This window comes from Nonomuraea aridisoli, assembly GCF_003236395.1.
GTDB lineage: Bacteria > Actinomycetota > Actinomycetes > Streptosporangiales > Streptosporangiaceae > Nonomuraea > Nonomuraea aridisoli.
This window is the reverse complement of sequence record NZ_POUD01000093.1, coordinates 12,010-29,370: the sequence shown is the minus strand read 5'-3', so window position 1 is coordinate 29,370 and position 17,361 is coordinate 12,010. Positions and strand designations below refer to the sequence as shown.

The 17,361-nt window shown below is 70.7% G+C and carries 24 protein-coding genes; 8 read left to right on the top strand and 16 right to left on the bottom strand.

Features of this window, described 5'->3' with window-relative positions:
- On the bottom strand, positions 1-656 hold a 656-nt coding region (locus C1J01_RS22580; RefSeq protein WP_111180967.1), incomplete at its 3' end, for a LysR family transcriptional regulator.
- Between the two features lie 175 nt (positions 657-831).
- On the opposite strand from C1J01_RS22580, the gene C1J01_RS22575 reads away from it, so the two are divergent.
- Positions 832-1,704, top strand: a complete 873-nt coding sequence (locus C1J01_RS22575) for an aldo/keto reductase family oxidoreductase (RefSeq protein ID WP_111180961.1) — start codon at positions 832-834, stop codon at positions 1,702-1,704.
- Between the two features lie 20 nt (positions 1,705-1,724).
- On the opposite strand, the gene C1J01_RS22570 is transcribed toward C1J01_RS22575, so the two are convergent.
- Positions 1,725-2,213 (bottom strand): hypothetical protein, encoded by a 489-nt coding sequence (locus C1J01_RS22570; protein WP_111180960.1) that lies wholly within the window; start codon positions 2,211-2,213, stop codon positions 1,725-1,727.
- Between the two features lie 118 nt (positions 2,214-2,331).
- A complete protein-coding gene (locus tag C1J01_RS22565) occupies positions 2,332-3,210 on the bottom strand; it encodes a CPBP family intramembrane glutamic endopeptidase (protein ID WP_111180959.1) in 879 nt (292 codons plus the stop codon).
- 241 nt (positions 3,211-3,451) lie between these two features.
- On the opposite strand from C1J01_RS22565, the gene C1J01_RS22560 reads away from it, so the two are divergent.
- Both C1J01_RS22560 and C1J01_RS22555 read left to right on the top strand, forming a co-directional pair.
- Positions 3,452-3,850 (top strand): ester cyclase, encoded by a 399-nt coding sequence (locus tag C1J01_RS22560; RefSeq protein WP_111180958.1) that lies wholly within the window; start codon positions 3,452-3,454, stop codon positions 3,848-3,850.
- Position 3,851: 1 nt separating this feature from the next.
- Positions 3,852-4,418 carry a histidine phosphatase family protein gene (locus tag C1J01_RS22555; RefSeq protein ID WP_111180957.1) on the top strand — a complete coding sequence of 189 codons (567 nt, stop codon included), beginning with the start codon at positions 3,852-3,854 and terminating at the stop codon, positions 4,416-4,418.
- A gap of 62 nt (positions 4,419-4,480) precedes the next feature.
- Here the strand turns inward: C1J01_RS22555 and C1J01_RS22550 are convergent, their stop codons facing one another.
- The gene (locus C1J01_RS22550) at positions 4,481-4,768 is read right to left on the bottom strand and encodes an antibiotic biosynthesis monooxygenase family protein (RefSeq protein WP_111180956.1); all 288 of its coding nucleotides are present in this window, start codon (positions 4,766-4,768) and stop codon (positions 4,481-4,483) included.
- 62 nt (positions 4,769-4,830) lie between these two features.
- Between C1J01_RS22550 and C1J01_RS22545 the strand changes: the two genes are divergently transcribed.
- The 3 genes from C1J01_RS22545 to C1J01_RS22535 all read left to right on the top strand — a co-directional run bounded on the left by C1J01_RS22545 (position 4,831) and on the right by C1J01_RS22535 (position 7,087).
- The gene (locus tag C1J01_RS22545) at positions 4,831-5,283 is read left to right on the top strand and encodes a MarR family winged helix-turn-helix transcriptional regulator (protein ID WP_111180955.1); all 453 of its coding nucleotides are present in this window, start codon (positions 4,831-4,833) and stop codon (positions 5,281-5,283) included.
- A 194-nt stretch (positions 5,284-5,477) separates the two neighbouring features.
- Positions 5,478-6,011, top strand: a complete 534-nt coding sequence (locus C1J01_RS22540) for a DUF4396 domain-containing protein (protein WP_235854599.1) — start codon at positions 5,478-5,480, stop codon at positions 6,009-6,011.
- Positions 6,012-6,127: 116 nt separating this feature from the next.
- Complete coding sequence (locus C1J01_RS22535) at positions 6,128-7,087, top strand: efflux MFS transporter permease (protein ID WP_220040048.1); 960 nt, start codon at positions 6,128-6,130, stop codon at positions 7,085-7,087.
- Positions 7,088-7,179: 92 nt separating this feature from the next.
- On the opposite strand, the gene C1J01_RS52315 is transcribed toward C1J01_RS22535, so the two are convergent.
- The 9 genes from C1J01_RS52315 to C1J01_RS22485 all read right to left on the bottom strand — a co-directional run bounded on the left by C1J01_RS52315 (position 7,180) and on the right by C1J01_RS22485 (position 13,867).
- Positions 7,180-7,434: a hypothetical protein gene (locus tag C1J01_RS52315; protein ID WP_235854598.1), complete on the bottom strand. Its 255-nt coding sequence runs from the start codon at positions 7,432-7,434 to the stop codon at positions 7,180-7,182.
- Between the two features lie 126 nt (positions 7,435-7,560).
- Positions 7,561-7,794, bottom strand: coding sequence for a TetR/AcrR family transcriptional regulator (locus C1J01_RS22520; RefSeq protein ID WP_111180953.1), 234 nt, complete (start codon positions 7,792-7,794; stop codon positions 7,561-7,563).
- A 63-nt stretch (positions 7,795-7,857) separates the two neighbouring features.
- Positions 7,858-10,062 (bottom strand): heavy metal translocating P-type ATPase, encoded by a 2,205-nt coding sequence (locus tag C1J01_RS22515; protein WP_111180952.1) that lies wholly within the window; start codon positions 10,060-10,062, stop codon positions 7,858-7,860.
- 30 nt (positions 10,063-10,092) lie between these two features.
- Positions 10,093-11,067 (bottom strand): DUF8832 domain-containing protein, encoded by a 975-nt coding sequence (locus C1J01_RS22510; RefSeq protein WP_111180951.1) that lies wholly within the window; start codon positions 11,065-11,067, stop codon positions 10,093-10,095.
- A complete protein-coding gene (locus tag C1J01_RS22505) occupies positions 11,064-11,276 on the bottom strand; it encodes a heavy-metal-associated domain-containing protein (protein ID WP_111180950.1) in 213 nt (70 codons plus the stop codon). Before C1J01_RS22505 ends, C1J01_RS22510 begins: the two co-directional genes overlap by 4 nt.
- Positions 11,277-11,304: 28 nt before the next feature.
- Positions 11,305-11,586, bottom strand: coding sequence for a metal-sensitive transcriptional regulator (locus C1J01_RS22500; protein ID WP_111180949.1), 282 nt, complete (start codon positions 11,584-11,586; stop codon positions 11,305-11,307).
- A gap of 93 nt (positions 11,587-11,679) precedes the next feature.
- Positions 11,680-12,273 (bottom strand): DUF305 domain-containing protein, encoded by a 594-nt coding sequence (locus C1J01_RS22495; protein ID WP_111180948.1) that lies wholly within the window; start codon positions 12,271-12,273, stop codon positions 11,680-11,682.
- A gap of 68 nt (positions 12,274-12,341) precedes the next feature.
- Positions 12,342-12,809 (bottom strand): flavodoxin family protein, encoded by a 468-nt coding sequence (locus tag C1J01_RS22490; RefSeq protein ID WP_111180947.1) that lies wholly within the window; start codon positions 12,807-12,809, stop codon positions 12,342-12,344.
- Between the two features lie 50 nt (positions 12,810-12,859).
- Positions 12,860-13,867: a nucleoside hydrolase gene (locus tag C1J01_RS22485; RefSeq protein ID WP_111180946.1), complete on the bottom strand. Its 1,008-nt coding sequence runs from the start codon at positions 13,865-13,867 to the stop codon at positions 12,860-12,862.
- Positions 13,868-13,999: 132 nt separating this feature from the next.
- On the opposite strand from C1J01_RS22485, the gene C1J01_RS22480 reads away from it, so the two are divergent.
- On the top strand, positions 14,000-14,482 hold the full coding sequence (locus tag C1J01_RS22480) for a cation:proton antiporter regulatory subunit (protein WP_111180945.1): 483 nt from the start codon (positions 14,000-14,002) through the stop codon (positions 14,480-14,482).
- A gap of 33 nt (positions 14,483-14,515) precedes the next feature.
- The gene (locus C1J01_RS22475; RefSeq protein WP_111180944.1) at positions 14,516-15,418 is read left to right on the top strand and encodes a polysaccharide deacetylase family protein; all 903 of its coding nucleotides are present in this window, start codon (positions 14,516-14,518) and stop codon (positions 15,416-15,418) included.
- 5 nt (positions 15,419-15,423) lie between these two features.
- On the opposite strand, the gene C1J01_RS22470 is transcribed toward C1J01_RS22475, so the two are convergent.
- From C1J01_RS22470 to C1J01_RS22460, 3 genes are read right to left on the bottom strand one after another with little or no spacing between them, the layout of a single operon-like run.
- Positions 15,424-15,729, bottom strand: coding sequence for a hypothetical protein (locus tag C1J01_RS22470; RefSeq protein WP_111180943.1), 306 nt, complete (start codon positions 15,727-15,729; stop codon positions 15,424-15,426).
- A 10-nt stretch (positions 15,730-15,739) separates the two neighbouring features.
- Positions 15,740-16,915: a zinc-dependent alcohol dehydrogenase gene (locus C1J01_RS22465; protein WP_111180942.1), complete on the bottom strand. Its 1,176-nt coding sequence runs from the start codon at positions 16,913-16,915 to the stop codon at positions 15,740-15,742.
- Positions 16,912-17,337, bottom strand: coding sequence for a hypothetical protein (locus C1J01_RS22460; protein ID WP_146615687.1), 426 nt, complete (start codon positions 17,335-17,337; stop codon positions 16,912-16,914). The genes C1J01_RS22465 and C1J01_RS22460 overlap by 4 nt, the downstream gene beginning before the upstream one ends.
- Positions 17,338-17,361 lie beyond the last annotated feature (24 nt).

Below are 17,361 nucleotides of genomic sequence, written 5' to 3'. Positions count from 1 at the left end.
GTGTATAAGAGACAGGGTGGGAACGTGCCGTCGCGGGACCAGCGGGCGAGCGGAAGATCGGGGATGTCGCTGACATCGGCCAGGGACAACGTCTTGCGCGCGGCGAGAGGGTGCCTGGCGGGCAGGATGGCGATCTGTCCCTCGGTCATCAGTTCCTCGCTGTCGAAGCCGGCGAGGGAGTTGAACGGCGCGTGCATGAGCGCCACGTCAGCGCGGCCGTCGCGCAGCATGCTTCCCTGCTCACACGTGCCGCTGGGCAGCACCTCGATCTCGGCGGCGTCGGGCTCGGCCGCGTAGGCGTCGAGGAGCTTGTGCAGCAGTTCGTGAGACGCGCCGGCCTTCACCGCCAGGACCAGGCGGTTGCGGGGGCCGTCCGGACCGTCGGCGCCGCCGGCGCGGCGGGTGCGGCGGGCGGCGGCGGTGGTCGCGTCGAGGGCTGCGCGGCCCTCGTGCAGCAGCACCTCTCCGGCACCGGTCAGGGAGACGCCGCGGCGGTTGCGTTTCAGCAGGGTGACGCCGAGGCGTCGTTCGAGCTGCTGGATTGCCCGGGACAGCGGTGGCTGGGCCATGCCGAGGCGCTCGGCGGCGCGGCCGAAGTGCAGCTCCTCGGCGACGGCCAGGAAGTACCTCAGCTCGCGGGTCTCCAGGGTGTCCATGGCCACACCATAGCTCCGTGATACCTGCTGAGTATGACAGGGCACCGCATCGGTGTTGGCGGCACCGCTCGTCCGCGAGCCAACATCGAGACGAGACCCCGCTGGTAGCGGGGCCGGCAAGGAACGGCGAACCACGTGACAAGTAACGCTCTGCTGCGTCAGGAAAGGCACAGGCATGAACACATCGTCCGCGTCACTGCCCGGCGGCACCTGGACCCTGGGTGATCTGACCGTCACCCGGTTCGGCTACGGCGCCATGCAGCTCGCCGGCCCCGGGGTCATGGGCCCGCCTGCCGACCACGACGGCGCGCTCGCCGTCCTGCGCGAGGCCGCCGACCTCGGGATCACCCATATCGACACCGCCGGTGCGTACGGACCGCGCGTCACCAACCGGCTGATCCGTGAGGCGCTGCACCCCTATGCGGAGTCGCTGCACATCGTGACCAAGGTCGGCGCGGTCCGTGACGAGCAGGGGGGCTGGCCCCCTGCCCGGCGGCCCGAGGACCTGCGCCGCGCCGTCCACGAGAATCTCGAGGACCTCGGCCTCGATGCGCTCGACGTGGTCAATCTCCGGCTCGGCGACGCTCAGGGGCCCCGGCCCGGTTCGCTCGCCGAGCCGTTCGAGACCCTCGTCGAACTCCAGCAGCAGGGCCTGATCCGGCACCTTGGAGTGAGTAACGCGACGGCGGAACAGGTCGCCGAGGCGCAGGCGATCGCGCCGATCGTGTGCGTGCAGAACATGTACAACCTGGCCTATCGCCAGGACGACGAGCTGATCGACGATCTCGCCGCCAAGGGCATCGCCTACGTGCCGTTCTTCCCGCTCGGCGGCTTCACCCCGCTGCAGTCCACGGCGCTTTCCGCCGTGGCCGCCCGGCTGGGGGCGACGCCGATGTCGGTCGCGCTGGCCTGGTTGTTGCGGCGGTCGCCGAACATCCTGCTCATTCCCGGCACCTCGTCGGTGGCGCACCTGCGCGAGAACGTCGCGGGCGCGGGCCTCTCACTCTCCGACGAGGAACTCGCCGAGTTGGACAAGATCGGCCGCTAGCAGGCTCGGCCGGGCGCGGCTCAGTGCTGGGGGCCGTTCTCCGGCTGGGGCTCGCTTCGCAGCTGTTCGGCCACCCGTTCCAGGCCGCTCTTGATGAGCTGTCCGTACTCGTCGTCGCCGAGTGCGCCGATCGTGGCCTCCGCCTGCTGAAGGTGGTCACGGGCGCGGCCGAGGTCGCCGAGCTTGCGGTAGCACTCGCTCAGGTTCAGGTGCAGCGACGGGTACAAGCCGGCCACCGAAAGCGTCACTCCGGCTTGCGCCACCCGCTCGTCGGTGATCAGGTCGGCGGCGGCGAGCGCGCGCAGGTCCCAGATCAGCTCCTGGTTCACGTCGTCCTGCACGTCGGCCATCGCGTGGGCGAGGACGCAGATGTGCAGCGGGTCGCCTTGCTCGCCGCCGATGTCGTCCCAGATCTGCGCGAACAGGTCGCGAGCGGCCTCACGCTGACCCTGGTGATGGTGGAGCGCCACTCCCTCGCCGATCCGGGTGATCGTCGGGTCGGTGATCATCTGTGGCTCCTCCAGCGGTGTCGGCTCGCCCTCACAACGGTGCCAGTATCGTCGCTCCGGCGACCGCGCACCGGGCAACGCTTTGGCCACATTCGGCCAGTTCGCGTGCGCCGGGTGGTCAGGCGGGGAGCTTGGGGCGGGGCGAGCGGCGCCGGATCTGGCCGGCGCGGGCGGCCCGCCGCAGCAGGACGATGGTGGGCACCAGGCAGACCAGCAGCGCCAGCAGGCTGGCCTCGGGACCGAACGTGCCGCCGGTCAGAGCGGACGGGCCGGACAGTGTGACGTTCAGCAGGCCGTTCGGCGCCACGTCCGACCCGGAGAGCACGACGCCGAAGATCCCGGCGTGGGTGAAGTTCCAGGCGAAGTGCAGGCCTATCGGCAACCACAACGAGCGGGTGGCGACGTAGGCGGCGGTCGTCATGGCCCCGCCCGTCAACGCGATCGAGAGCGTGCCCCACAGTGTGGCGTTGGCGTTGACCAGGTGCGTCGCACCGAACAGCAGCGTGGATACGACCAGGGCGAGCACGGTGCCGGTGCGTTCCTCCATGATGCGGAACAGAACCCCCCGGAACAGGAGCTCTTCGACGACCGCGACGCTCGCCATCATGCCGGCGGTGCCGAGGAACCCGCCGAAGGAGCCCCAGGACACGTCCTGCCAGCCGCCGAACATCGCGATCAGCACCATCAACGCGGTGAACAGGCCGGACCCGAGCAGCGCCCCACGCCACAGCTGGGCCCGTCCGCCCGTCTTCTCGAGTTCGGGGACGCTCGGGCGGAGCTCGACGGTTCGGCAGAGCCGGCGGTAGCAGGCCACACAGGCGACGGCCAGGCCGACGCCCACCGGCAGGGCGAGGATCGGAACAGGCGAGACGAGCTGGTTGATCCCGGCGACCGCCACCATCACCCCGAACAACGCGACCAGCAGGACGGGGAACCGGAACTTCCGCAACCTGCGCGTGGAGGCATGGGCGCTCTCCGGGTGATCCGTGGGGGCCATGATCGCTTTCCTCTCGACCGGGTCTCCGCAGGTGGTCTCCTGCGTCGCCATGGACGTTACGCAGCGGAACGGGCGGTGAAATCCCACTGGAACGGACATCCGCGGTAGCTCTCACGGGGGACAGGAACCGTGCCGGATCGCCTCACCAGCCAAGACGAACCGGGGTTCTTGTCCGTGGGCCGCGTGCGGCTGAAGATGTGGCCGTACACCTGGACCCGACCATCTGCGGGAGTGCATCCGCATGCTGGTGAACCTCTACCGACGCTGGCTGCTCGAGCTCTGGACCGGCGACTTCGACCTGGCGTACGAACTGGTCACGCCCGACTTCACCGGGCATTGGCCCGGCATGGACGTCTCCGGGCCCGGCGGGCTGGTCGAGGCGCTCCGGCAGGGGCACGCCCCGTTCTCGGGCGTCGAGATCACCCTGGACGTGGGGCCGATCGTGGACGGCGACCTGGTCTCGGCGCGCTGGACGTTCGCCGGCGACTACCGGGGCGGCATCCCGGGGGCCACCGCGCCGGAGGGCACCCGGATCGCCTTCAGCGGGCATGACATCCTGCGCGCCCGCGACGGCAGGTTCGCCGAGTACTGGGTGATCTCCGACGCTCAGACGCTCGGCGAGCAGCTCGGTACGGCGTGACATGCGCTGGCTCGAGGTGCGCAGGCACAGCCTGACCAAGAAGGGCGCGACGCGCGGCCGAGGGTCTCACCTGTCGGCTGACGGCATCGCCCTGGCCCGGTTCCTGGGTTCCGGAGCCGGCCCGTACGAGCGCGTCGTCACCAGTTCGTCGCCTCGCGCGGTGGAGACCGCCATCGCGATGGGCTTCGCCGTCGACGACACCGTGGATATGCCGTCCGGGTACGTGTCCGGGGAGATCCCTCGGCATGCCCAGTGGTCCTGGACACAGCCGTACCGGGAGATCGCGGACATCGTCCGCAAGGGTCGTGGCGCGGCCGCCGTGGCCGAGACGCACCGCGCGATCTGGGCGGAGACGGTGGCCGGTGTCGGGGAGGGCGGGTCGGCGCTGGTGATCGGGCACGGAGGGGCGATCGAGCTGGCGTTGGTGGCGTGTCTGCCGGATGCCGCGCACCACACGTGGGGTGCGCCGTTCGCACACTGCGACGGTGTGCGCCTCGGTTTCACCGATGGCCACTTCGCCGGCGTCGACTTCCACCGGGCGCCGGCGCGGCCTCATCCGCCGAGCTGATCGGCGTGGTCGCGGACGCCTGGCTCAGCGTCTCCGGGCGGTGGCGCCGGTGATCAGGACGGTCATCGCGATGTCCCCTCCTCCATCGAGAGGACCTCGTCGATCAGGGCGAAGAAGGCCTGGATCCCCGGCAGGTTGCCGCCCTTGGCGCGGGAGGCCGCGAAGTCGGCCGGCGAGCGCCACTCCACGATGTCCAGCCATTCGCCCTCGGGCAGCTCGACCAGCTTGGCGTCCAGGAACCCGTCCCGGTCGGCCTGGAAGTCCGCGATCATCCGGCCACGGGCGGCCAGCAGCTCTGCCGCGCGCTCGGGAGAGACGCGGAACCTGGTGAGTTCTACAGTCGTCGTCATGCCAGGACGATATAGTAAGAATTAGTGACCGTCAAAAATAGTGACTAAATGAGAGGCGTGCCGTGCGCAGGAGCGAGCGCAAGCGTGAGGCGCCGGACCTGGGGGTCATGTCCAGCCGGACGCTGTTCAGCCTGCAGAAGGAGCTGTTCTCCCGGCTGTCGGAGATGGGGCATGCGCAGGTCAGGCCGCGACACGGGGCGGTGCTGGCCTACCTGGACGTGGAGGGCAGCCGCGCCACCGACCTCGCCGCGCAGTCGGGCCAGCATAAGCAGGTGATCGGCACCCTGGTGGACGAACTGGTGGCGCTCGGGTACGTGGAGCGCCGGCCGGATCCCGCCGACCGCCGAGCCAAGCTGATCGTGCCCACCGAACTGGGCCGCGATCACATGGAGAAGGCGGACGCCGTCCTGGTGGAGTTGGAGGCAGAGCACGCGCGGGCGGTCGGCGAGGAGGCGTACGCGGAGTTCAAGCGCGTCTTCCGACTGGTCGCCGAGCGCCAGACCAGGACGAAGTGACCGATGCCGACCACGTGGGATCGGCTCTTTCCCGGTAGCGAGATGCGAGGTCCGTACGCGTTCCGCCGCAGTCGCCTTCGGTAGATGGGTTCGGGAAGGGAGACGTATGGCCGCTTATGGAGGCATTTGCGCGCTACCGCTACGCTGTTGCCTTATACCCCATACCCGTATCATGGCAGCCAAGGAGCCTCATCGTGGACCACAGCGATCACCCACGGCCGACCCGGTCGCCCGAGCAGGACCACGCCGACCACTCGGGTGAGCACCACCCGGCCGGCTCCACCGCGGCGACCTGGGGGATGGCCGCGCAGGCGACGCTGCACTGCCTGATCGGCTGCGCCATCGGCGAAGTGCTGGGCATGGTCATCGGCACCGTCACGGGCATGTCCAACATGGCCACGGTGGTGCTCGCGGTGGCGTTGGCCTTCGTGTTCGGCTACGCGCTGACGATGCGCGGAGTGCTCCGCACCGGAGTCGACTTCCGCGCCGCGTTGAAGGTCGCGCTGGCCGCGGACACGATCTCGATCGCCGTCATGGAGATCGTGGACAACGCGGTCATGCTGACCGTGCCCGGCGCCATGGACGCCGGCCTGAACAGCTGGCTGTTCTGGGTCGCCCTGGCCGGAGCCTTCGCGGTGGCCTTCGTCGTGACGACGCCGGTGAACAAGTGGCTGATCTCCCGAGGCAAGGGCCACGCGGTGATGCACCAGTACCACCACGGCCACTGAGCCCGTCGATCATCGCCTCGGCGTCAGACCGGCAGTGCCGGCTCACACTTGACTGATACCTCCCAGGCGTATAAATCCTGTACGGCGCCGCCGCCCCCGCGGGCGGCACCGCGGGAGTGTTCCTCGGCGGCGTCATCACCGAGTACCTGAGCTGGCCCTGGGTCTTCTACATCAACATCCCCATCGCGCTCGTCGCCCTGCTCGCCACCGGCCCGCTGATGCCCGCCGCCCCGGCCCGGCGCGGCTCCGTCGACGTGCTGGGCGCGCTCACCGTCACGCTCGGCCTCGGCGCCGCCGTCTACGCCATCGTCCGGGCACCCGAGGTCGGCTGGGGCTCCGCGCAGACCTGGCTCGTGCTGGCCGCGGCCGTGGCGCTGCTCGGGGCGTTCGTCGCGATCCAGGCCCGCCGCCGCGAGCCGCTGATGCGCCTGTCCGTCTTCCGCACCCCGGACCTCGCCGCCGCCAACCTCACCCAGACGCTGCTCGGCGGGGCCTGGTTCCCGATGTGGTTCTTCCTCAACCTCTACCCGCAGCAGGTCCTCGGCTACAGCGCCTTCCCCAGCGGGGCCGCTGCTGCCGATGACCGTCCTCATCATGATCGGCATGATCGTCCTGGCGCCCAGGGCCATCGGACGGTTCGGCCCCAAGGCCACGACCGTCATCGGGCTGGCCTGCTCGCCGCCGGCATGGTCTGGCTGGCGTTCATCCGTCCCGACGGCAGTTTCGCCGCCGACGTCCTGCCTGCCGGCCTCGTCGCCGCGCTGGGCATGTCGCTGGCCTTCATCTCGTCCCTGGGCACCGCCATCTCCTCCGCCCGTCCCGAGGAAGGGGGCCTGGCCTCCGGCATCGTCAACACCAGCTACCAGGTCGGCTCCGCACTCGGTCTCGCGGCCATGACCGCCGTGGCCGCCGCCAACGGTTCCGGGCGGCTCGGCGACCTGCCCGCCCTGACCGACGGCTTCTCCGCCGCGTTCATCGGAGCGGCCGGCATCGCCCTCGCCGGCGCGCTCCTCGCCGCCGTAACCCTTCGTACCCGCGGGACCGGACACGCCGAGCCCGCCGAGATCCGCAGCTGAGGCCGCCCCTGACCGGTCGGCCGACAGTCAGCGGCGGGTACCTCGCTCATGGTCGTCGAGGCGGAGGTCGAACTCGTCGGCGGCGAGTTCGCTCAGAAAGGCCACCGGGTCCACCAGTTGCTCGATGTGCCGGACGCCCGGCGGCAGCGCGGGCAGGTCGCGAACGAGCAGCGCGGCAGCGCGGCAGCGCGCCCGGTGGCCCGGCTCTGCAGCGCGCGCCCGGCGATGAGCACGGCGCCGTCGCCGGCCAGCCCGCACATCAGCGAGGCCGCGGTGAACAGTCCCAGCCCCGCCAGGAGCGTGCTCCGGGCGCCGAACGCGTCGGCGAGCCGCCCGCCGAGGACCATGAGGCCGCCGAGGGGCGGAGAGCAGCGACAGCATCGTCTTGACCAGAACGGATTCGGCCTCGTCCGGATCCAGCCGGCCCGCCTCGCATTCCTGGGCGACGCTGTGGACGATCGAGAAGAACATGGTCACCAGCCAGGAGAGAGGCAGGTCGTCGCGGAAGTCACCGTCAGGGCCTTCCGCGAGGGGAAATGCCCGTACAGCGTCACCCGGCCCACTCCGGCGGCCTTGGCGATGTCCGCCACGCTCACGGTGGGGTCCGCGCTGATCAGCCTGGTCGCCGCGTCGAGGATCGCCGCGATGTTGCGTTCGGCGTCGGCACGCCGTACGGACGCGGGCCGGCCCGCTCCGGTCTTCGCCATGCGAAGCACCCTACGGCGGATGACTCCGGGCCGGTGTTCGCCCGGAGCCATCCGCGGGTGGTTCTACCTGAAGCGGCGCAGCCGCAGGCTGTTGCTGACCACGAAGACGCTGGAGAACGCCATGGCGGCTCCCGCGATCATCGGGTTGAGCAGGCCGAGCGCGGCCAGCGGCAGCGCGGCCACGTTGTAGGCGAACGCCCAGAACAGGTTGCCCTTGATCGTGGACAGCGTACGACGCGACAACCGCAGCGCGTCCGCGGCCACCCTCAGGTCGCCCCGCACCAACGTCAGGTCGGAGGCCTCGATGGCGGCGTCGGTGCCGGTGCCCATCGCGAGGCCCAGGTCGGCCTGGGCGAGCGCGGCGGCGTCGTTGACGCCGTCGCCGACCATGGCCACGACCTTGCCCTCGGACTGGAGCCGCTTGACCACGTCCACCTTGTCGGCGGGCAGCACTCCGGCGATCACCTCGTCGATGCCCACCTCGGCCGCCACGCTCGTGGCCACGGCCTCGTTGTCGCCGGTCAGCAGCACCGGGGTCAGGCCCAGCGCCCTGAGCTGCCCGATCGCCTCCTTGCTGGTCGGCTTGACCACGTCGGACACGACCAGCACCGCCCGTGCCCTGCCGTCCCAGCCGACCGCGACCGCCGTACGTCCTTCGGCCTGCTCGGCCGCCAGCGCGTCGGCGAGCCGCGGCGGGAGGTGCTGCGACCACTCCTCCAGCAGCCGGGGCCGGCCGACCAGGACCGCGTGACCGTCCACGATGCCCTGCACGCCGAGGCCCTCGACGTTGGCGAAGTCCTCGACCGTGGCGTCCGACTGGGCCGCCCGGGCGACGGCCTGGGCGATGGGGTGCTCCGAGGCGTGCTCCAGCGCGCCCGCCAGCCGCAGGACCTCCTCGCGGGTCTCGCCCTCGGCCAGGTGCACGGCGGTGAGGGTCATCCTGCCCTCGGTGACCGTTCCGGTCTTGTCGAGCACGACGGTGTCGATGCGACGGGTGGACTCCAGCACCTCCGGACCCTTGATCAGGATGCCCATCTGGGCGCCCCGGCCGGTGCCGACCAGCAGCGCCGTCGGCGTGGCCAGGCCGAGCGCGCACGGGCAGGCGATGATCAGCACCGCCACCGCCGCGGTGAACGCCGCCGCCACGCCGTTGCCGGTGCCGAGCCAGAAGCCCAGCGTGCCGACGGCCAGCGCGATCACGATCGGGACGAAGATCCCGGAGATGCGGTCGGCCAGGCGCTGTACGGCGGCCTTGCCGGTCTGCGCCTCTTCGACCAGCTTGGCCATCTGGGCGAGCTGGGTGTCGGCCCCGACGCGGGTGGCCTTGACGATCAGGCGGCCGCCCGCGTTCACCGTCGCGCCAGTCACCGCGTCACCGGGCCTGACCTCGACGGGAACGGACTCACCGGTCAGCATCGAGGCGTCCACCGCCGAGGAGCCCTCGACGATCACGCCGTCGGTGGCGATCTTCTCGCCCGGCCGTACCACGAAGGTGTCGCCGACCTTCAGCCGGTCGGTGGGGACACGGCGGCCGTCGGCCAGCTCGACGTCCTTGGCGCCCAGCTCCAGCAGGGCCCGCAGCGCCGCGCCGGCCCGCCGCTTGGAGCGGGACTCGAAGTAGCGCCCGGCCAGGATGAACGCCGTCACCCCCGCCGCGGCCTCCAGGTAGATGTTGCCGGAGCCGTCGCTGCGCGCGATGGTGAACTCGAACGGATGCGTCATCCCGGGCGTGCCCGCCGTACCGAAGAACAGCGCCCACAACGACCAGCCGAGCGCCGCCAGCGTGCCCATCGAGATCAGCGTGTCCATCGTCGCGGCGCCGTGGCGCAGATTGGTCCACGCCGCCTTGTGGAACGGCCACCCCGCGTACACCACCACCGGCGCGGCCAGCACGAGCGACAACCACTGCCAGTTCGTGAACTGCAACGGCGGGATCATCGCCATCGCGATCACGGGAACGCTCAGCACGACCGACGTGATCAGCCGCTGGCGCAACGGCCGCAGCTCGTCCTGCGGCTCCTCCGCCTTATCGGCCTGGGGCGGCGCGGGCAGCGCGGCGGTGTAGCCGGCCTTCTCCACCTCGGCGATCAACTGCTGCGGGTCGATGCCCTCGGGAAAGGCGACCTTCGCCTTCTCCGTCGCGTAGTTGACCGTCGCGGTGACGCCGTCCAGCTTGTTCAGCTTGCGCTCGATGCGGTTGGCGCAGGACGCGCAGGTCATGCCGCCGATCGTGAGTTCGACGGCCCTGCCTTCGGTTACGGAGGACATTCCACCTCTCCTTCCTTCGCGTCCTTGCGATCAGTGCGTGTGGTCGTCGTCGTGGGACGGACCGGCACCCGGCTCCGCCGTGGGCCTGGGCTGCCCGGCGCCCGCCTGGACGGTGAAGTCGGCGGTGCGGACCTTGCCCTCGTGCTGGAAGTCGAGGAACAGCCGGTAGTCGCCGGTGCTCGGCGCCTCGGCGTAGAAGACGATCTCCGGGCCCGCCGCGGTCTTGCCGTCGCCCGGCGCGCCGTCGGGATGCACGTGCAGGTAGGCCAGGTCGCCGGCCCGCAGCGCCACCAGATGTCCGTACGCCTCGAGGTACGGCTGCAGGTCCGTCACCGGCTCGCCGTCCTTGCTCACGCTGAGCGTCAGCTTGCTCGACCGCCCCGGCACCAGGTCGCCGTCGAGGGTGACCGTGTAGCCGTCCACCTCCGCCGTACGGCCGGCCTCGGCCAGGGGCTTTGGCTCATAGTCGCCGGCGACCAACAGGTCCGCGCCCAGGGTGAGGCCGCTCCCGCCCGCGGGGACGAAGTCCGCGAACGCCCGGTACGCGCCCGGGTCCTCCAGCGTCAGCTTCGTCGACCACACGCCATCAGCGGCCCGCGTCGGGTGCAGGTGCTGGAACGTCGCCAGATCCCGCGAGACCACGATGAAGTGCAGCTCCTTCTCGTGCTCGACCTCGTAGCGGGTCAGCGGCTTGCCGTCCGGGCCCGTCACGGTGAAACGGAAATCGGTGGGCTCGCCGGCCCTGATGGTGGTCAGGGGGTTGAGGGTGTAACCCTTGTCGGACACTTGGAGCCCCCCGGGGGTATCACTGGCGGCCTGTTGCGTGGTGCCGCCATGGTCGTCACCGTGGCCTTCCGCCGTCTCCTTGGCGGGGGCCATGGCGCTGTGGTCCTCCGCCGGTAACGGAGCGCCGGTCGGGCCGATCGCCCGCCCCGCGCCCAGGGCGCCGCCGAAGACGACGGCCAGCCCCAGGACGTACGCACCGAGTCTGGTCGCGGTGTTCATGACGGATTCACCACCTCGTAGCCGGCTTCCTCGACGGCCGCGACGATCTTCGCCGGATCGATCGGGCCGTCGCCGCCGACGGTCAGCAGGCCACTGGCCAGGTCGACCTCCACGGAGGTGACCCCGGCGACCTCGCCGACCTCCTCCTTGACCGAGCTCACGCAGTGTCCGCAGGTCATGCCCTTGACGGTGTAGGTGGCAGTGGTCATGTCAATCAACCCTTTCCAGGTCTTGTCGTCAGGATCGGACGAGCCGCGCGATGGCGTCGGAAGCCTCTTTGATCTTGGCCTCGGCCTCCGGGCCGCCCTTGATCGTGGCTTCGGCGACGCAGTGCGCCAGGTGGTCTTCGAGCAGGGAGAGCGCGACGGAGTGCAGGGCGCTCGTGGCCGCCGACACCTGGGTGAGGACGTCGATGCAGTACTTGTCGTCCTCGACCATCCGCTGCAGCCCGCGCACCTGACCCTCGATCCGGCGCAACCGGCGCAGCTGGTCCTGCTTGTCGTGGCTGTAGCCGACCATGACCGCCCCTTCCGTTCTCCTCAGAATTACCATACCCCCCTATAGTATGCGCGCGTCAAGGCTGGACAAGACCAGGAACGCGATCCTCGGGCGTCATCGAAGCCGGTCGAGCATCTCCCGCATCTGGTCCACCTGGTCCTGCTGGTCGGTCACCATCGCGCCGGCCAACTGCTTGGCCTGCGGGTTCTCACCCTCCCGCTGCTCAGTGCGGGCCATGGCGATCGCACCCTCGTGGTGCCTGATCATCAGCCGGAGGAATTCCCGGTCGAACGCCGTTCCCTCGGCCGCCTCCAGCCTGTTCATGTCGGCCTCGGACATCGCTCCCGGCATCTCGTGCCCCATCCCGGCGGTGGGCTCCGGCTTCCCCCACGCCTTCAGCCACTGCCGCATGGTGGCGATCTCCCGCTGCTGAGTGGTCCTGATCTCCGCCGCCAGGTCCTTGACCTGGGCGCTGGACGCCCGCGTCGCCGCCATCTCGGCCATCTCGACCGCCTGACGATGGTGCACGCTCATCATCTGCGCGAACATCACGTCCGCGTCGTTGAAGTCGGCGGTGGGCTGAGCGCTCGTGGTGGCGTTCGGCAGGACGGACGCATCTTGAACCGCCGGAACGCCGCCACAGGCGGCGAGGACCAGCGCTCCCGCCACCAATGCCGTGCCACGCCTCGCCGCTGTTTCGATGAACATTGCCGCCCCCAGCAATAAACCTACGCTGACCAGCGCATACTTCCCCGGAACGGCTACCGGCTATCGGGTCAGGCGGGGCTGATGGTCGCGGCGACGGTGGCGCCGAGCTCCCAGCAGGCCGACAGGTCGTCCTTGGTCGGCGCCCCTATGACCGTCAGCGGCTGGTGGACCTGCTGCCAGCCGAGCCCGGCGGCGATCGACTCGACCGCGCGGACGGCGCCGGTGGCGTCGCTGTTGCCGTGCACGTAGAGCGCGTACGGCAGGCGCCGGGTCTCCTCCAGGCACGGGTAGTAGATGGTGTCGAAGAAGTGTTTGAGCGCGCCGCTCATGTAGCCGATGTTCACCGGTGTGCCGAGGATGATGCCGTCGGCTTCGAACACGTCGACGGCGGTGGCGTGCAGCGCCGCGCGGGTGACCACCTCGACGCCCTCGATCTCGTCGGTGGTGGCGCCCCGCCGTACTGCCTCGAAGATCTCCTGCAGCGTAGGGGAGGCGGTGTGGTGCACGATCAGCAGGCGGCGGGCATCTCCGGACACGGTGCGATCCTTTCATGCGTCGAAGAGGCGCCGCCGCCTTGCCCGCGCGGTCAGCCGCCGGCGTTGAGGGTGGCGTGGAAGCGGTTCTCGAAGGCGGTGGTGCCGGCGGCGACGCCGTACCACAGCAGGCGCCCGGTGGGCGACAGGATCGTGCGGCCGGCCGAGGGGCCGTCCACGACGACGTCGACGCGGCCTGTGGTGAAGCGGACATGGCCGGGGTGGATGGCGGTCATGGCGGCGAGCGGGTCCCACCAGTAGAGGAGGCGGTCCGCGATCAGGGGCGCGACCTCGGGATGGGTGACGATCTCCAGGACGGTGGCGGCCGCCGGGGTGCGGTGGTCGGCGCGGAGCCGGTCGATGAAGGAGTCGGTGATGAGCACCGCGTTGGCGGCGTCCAGCGACACCATGCGGACGCCGCCCCGGCTGCGGGTGAGCGCGTCGCGCGCGGCGGCGGGGTCGAGCCAGTAGTTGAACTCCTGCGTGCCGTCGAACTCCGGTGGGGTGCCGCAGCACAGGTTCCCCGGCACGCCGATGGCGCCGCCCATCGTGGTCAGCCGGGAGGCGGAGGCGGGCAGTGCGGCGGCCACGTTGCCGAGCGGCCCGGTGGCGATGATCTGGGTCGAGGGGTCGGCGCGCACCATCTTCCTGATCAGCTGGGACGCGCTCAGCCGGGCCGGGCGCTCGTCCCCGGCGCATCCGGGGGTGGCGGCGGTGAGCACTCGGTCGAAGAGCTGCCGCAGCTCGGCGGGGAAGGTGTTGGGTGCCCCGCCGGTGCGGTCGGCGATGGCGACGTCGTGCAGGCCCAGGCGTTGCGCCAGGCACCTGGCGTGCCTGATCGCCCTGCCGGGCAGCCCGGCGCCGTCGTTCGTCACCGTGATGGCGCGTAAGTCGATACGGCCGGCCTTGTGCTCCTGGGAGAGGTAGGCGAGCGTGGCCGCGTCGTCGAAGTCCATGTCGGTGTCGAAGACGACGGCGGGCGGACGGGCGCCCGCCGGGGGAGGCAGCACGGCGGGCACCGCCATGACCAGGAGAAGGGAGAGCAGGACTCGTTTCACCATGAGGTCTTCCCTGAGTCGAGACGATCGGTCCGATCCCAGTCAATCCCGGCGGCATCGTCCTGTCGCGTCTCAGGACCGTTCGGACTCCCGTCGCCGGGAGTGGGTACGTACCTCGCGGGGAGTGAGCACACCATGGAGATCCGACGAACGGCCTTGCCCCGGATCGGCATGCGGCACGAGCTCACCACGCAGTCGGGGCGCCGGCTCGGCGTGGTCTCCCACCGCACCGGCCGCCGGGATCTGGTGATCTACGACCAGGACGACGCCGACCTCGCCCGTGAGACCGTCGAGTTGGACGGCGACGAGGCGAACGCGGTGGCGGAGTTGCTCGGCGAGCCGCGAGCCGACCACGGGCTGGAGGAGTTCCATCGTGTGGCCGAGGAGCCGGTCACCGTGAAGCTGACGATCGGGGACGACTCGCCGTACGCGGGCCGACCGATGGGCGAGGCGGGGGTACGGACCCGTACGGGCGCCTCGGTCGTGGCGGTGGCACGCGCGGGCCGGCTCTTCATCAGCCCGGCCCCGAGCTTCGTCTTCGCCCCCGGCGATCTGGTGGTCGTCATGGGCAGCACGGATGGCATCAGCGCGGCGGCCGACATCCTGGCCCAAGGCTGACTGTTCGTCCGCGACGACAGGAACGGAGGGAGCATGAAGACGATCAACGTCTGCCTCGGCGTCGACGTGGACGCGGTGGCCGGTTGGATCGGCTCGTACGGCGGACAGGACTCCCCGAACGACATCCAGCGGGGGGTGTTCGCCGCCGAGGTCGGCACTCCCCGGCTGCTGCGGCTGTTCGACCGCGAGGGCATCAGGACGAGCTGGTTCGTGCCCGGCCACTCGGTGGAGTCGTTCCCCGAGCAGATGCAGCTGATCGTGGCGGCCGGTCACGACGTCGGCGCGCACGGCTACATGCATGAGAACCCGGTCGACATGTCTCCTCAGCAGGAGGCGGACGTGCTGGGCCGCAGCCTGGAAGTGCTCGACCGGATCCTGGGCGTGCGGCCCCGCGGCTACGTCGCGCCGTGGTGGGAGATGTCCGCGCACACGATCGAGCTGCTGCTCCGCAACGGTTTCAGCTACGACCATTCCCAGTCGTATCGCGACTTCCAGCCCTTCTACGCGCGCACCGGCGAGCAGTGGACGCGCATCGACTACGGCCAGGACGCGGAGACGTGGATGAAGCCGCTGGTGCACGGCCGGGAGGTGGACCTGGTCGAGTTCTGCGCGAACTGGTACCTCGACGACCTGCCGCCCATGATGTTCATCAAGAAGTCGCCCAACAGCCACGGCTTCGTCAACCCGCGTGATCTGGAGCAGCAGTGGCGCGACCAGTTCGACTGGGTCTACCGCGAGCTCGACTACGCCGTCTTCCCGATCACCCTCCATCCCGACGTCAGCGGCCGGCCGCAGGTGCTGCTCATGCTCGAACGGCTGATCGCCTACATGCGCGGGCACGACGGGGTGACGTTCATGTCGTTGGCGGAGGCGGAGGACGACTTCCGGCGCCGGTATCCCTTCGACCGCCCGGAACGGCCGGCGGACACGGGGTGAGCGGCCTAGGGACGTGGCGAGGTCCTGGTCCAGCGGCGGCTCCAGCCCCGGTGGGAACGGCGGCCCGAGGCGGCGACGCATCTCCGGCACACCTCGCCGATCTCCTCGGCCGCGCCGCCCGACTCCGGGAACACCTCGGGCCAGCGCACATGGTGGAACCGGAGCAGGCCGGCCCGGCTGAGCGCCAGCCCGCACAGGGTCTGGTTCGTGCCCGGGTACCAGGCGTGCGCCTCGCCGGACGGCATCCGTACGCCGTGCTCGTCGCGCCACTGGCCGGAAGCCGCGACCGACGGCTCACCTCGTGCCGGCATGGCGTCCTCCTCAGCTCCGCGATGGTTGGAAGACGGCGCGGACGCAGCCGTCCAGCTTCTCCTTGAACAGTTCGTAGCCCTTCGGGCCGTCCTCCAGGCTCATGGGGTGGGTGAGCAGGGGTGAGGCGTCGATCTCACCCTTGCTCATCCGGTCGAGGATTATCGGGATGTACCGCTGGCCGTGCTGCTGTCCGCTGCGCAGGGTCAGGCCCTTGTTCATGAGCGCGCCCATCGGGAACTTGTCGACCAGGCCGAGGTAGACGCCCAGGACGGAGACGGTGCCGCCCTTGCGGCAGGCCTGGATCGCCTGGCGCAGCGACAGGCCGCGGTCGGTCTGCAGGCGTACGGCCTGTTTCGCGCGGTCATAGGCGTACTGGGCGCCGGTCCCGTGGCACTCCATGCCGACCGCCTCGATGCAGACGTCCGGCCCGCGCCCGCCCGTCAGCTCCTTGAGCGCGTCGAGCACGTCGGTGTGTTCGTAGTCGAGCGGGTCGGCGCCGAGCGCGGCGGCCATGTCCAGCCGCTCGGGGAAACGGTCGATGGCGATCACCCGGTCGGCGCCCATGCGCAGCGACGCCAGGGCGGCCATCTGGCCGACGCCGCCGCACCCCCACACGGCCACCACGTCGCCCGGCCCGACCTGGCCGAGGTCGGCGCCCATCCAGCCGGTGGGAACGGCGTCGGAGGCGAACACGGCGCTCGCGTCGGGGACGTTCTCGGGCACCGGGAAGGCGTTGACGTCGGCGTACGGGACGCGGACGTACTCGGCGTGGCTGCCGGCGAAGCCGCCCATGGCGTGTGAGTAGCCGAAGATGCCGGCGGAGGCGTGCCCGTTCAGTTTCTCCTGGAATCCGGGGTTGGGGTTGGTGTTGTCGCACAGCGACCACAGGCCCTCCCGGCAGTAGTGGCAGCGGCCGCATCCGATGATCGAGCACACGGTCACGCGTTCGCCGGGCCGCCGCTCGCGTACGTCCGGGCCGACCTCGACGACCTCGCCGACGAACTCGTGCCCGAGCACGTCGCCGGCCAGCATCGCGGGCACGTAGCCGTCCAGCAGGTGCAGGTCCGAGCCGCACACGGAGCTGGCGGTGACCTTGACCAGGGCGTCCTGGCGGTTGAGCAGCCGCGGCTCGGGGACGTCCTCGACCGACACCTCGTTCACGCCGGTCCAGCACAGCGCTCTCATCGCGCTCCCCTCCTGGTCAGCTGCCGGAACGCCGGCCGGGCGACCCGCCCGAGGACCGTACGGTGCCCTTCCGGCTGTCCTTCCACCACGAGCACCTCGCCGGTCTCCAGCAGTTGTTTGAGCGCCCGTACCTCTTCCCTGGTGCGGCCGTCGGCGGCGCGGACGGCGATCTCGCTGCCCCGCCCGCCGGGAGCCCGGGTGACGCGTACCTCGTGCCGTTCGGCCAGGCGCGCCAGCGCGTCGGGGCGGGACGGTCCCGACAGCTCCGACGGGTCCGCTTCGACGGTGACGGCGAACCAGGTGGTCCGCGCGGGCCGCGCGGAGCGCATCACCCGGGCCGCCAGCACGACCGCTCCCGTCGCGGCGGCCGCCAGCAGGAACAGGCGAGGGCGTGAACGGAACGTCGTTGATGCGGCTTTCATGCCCCGCGGCTGCCCCTCCCCGAC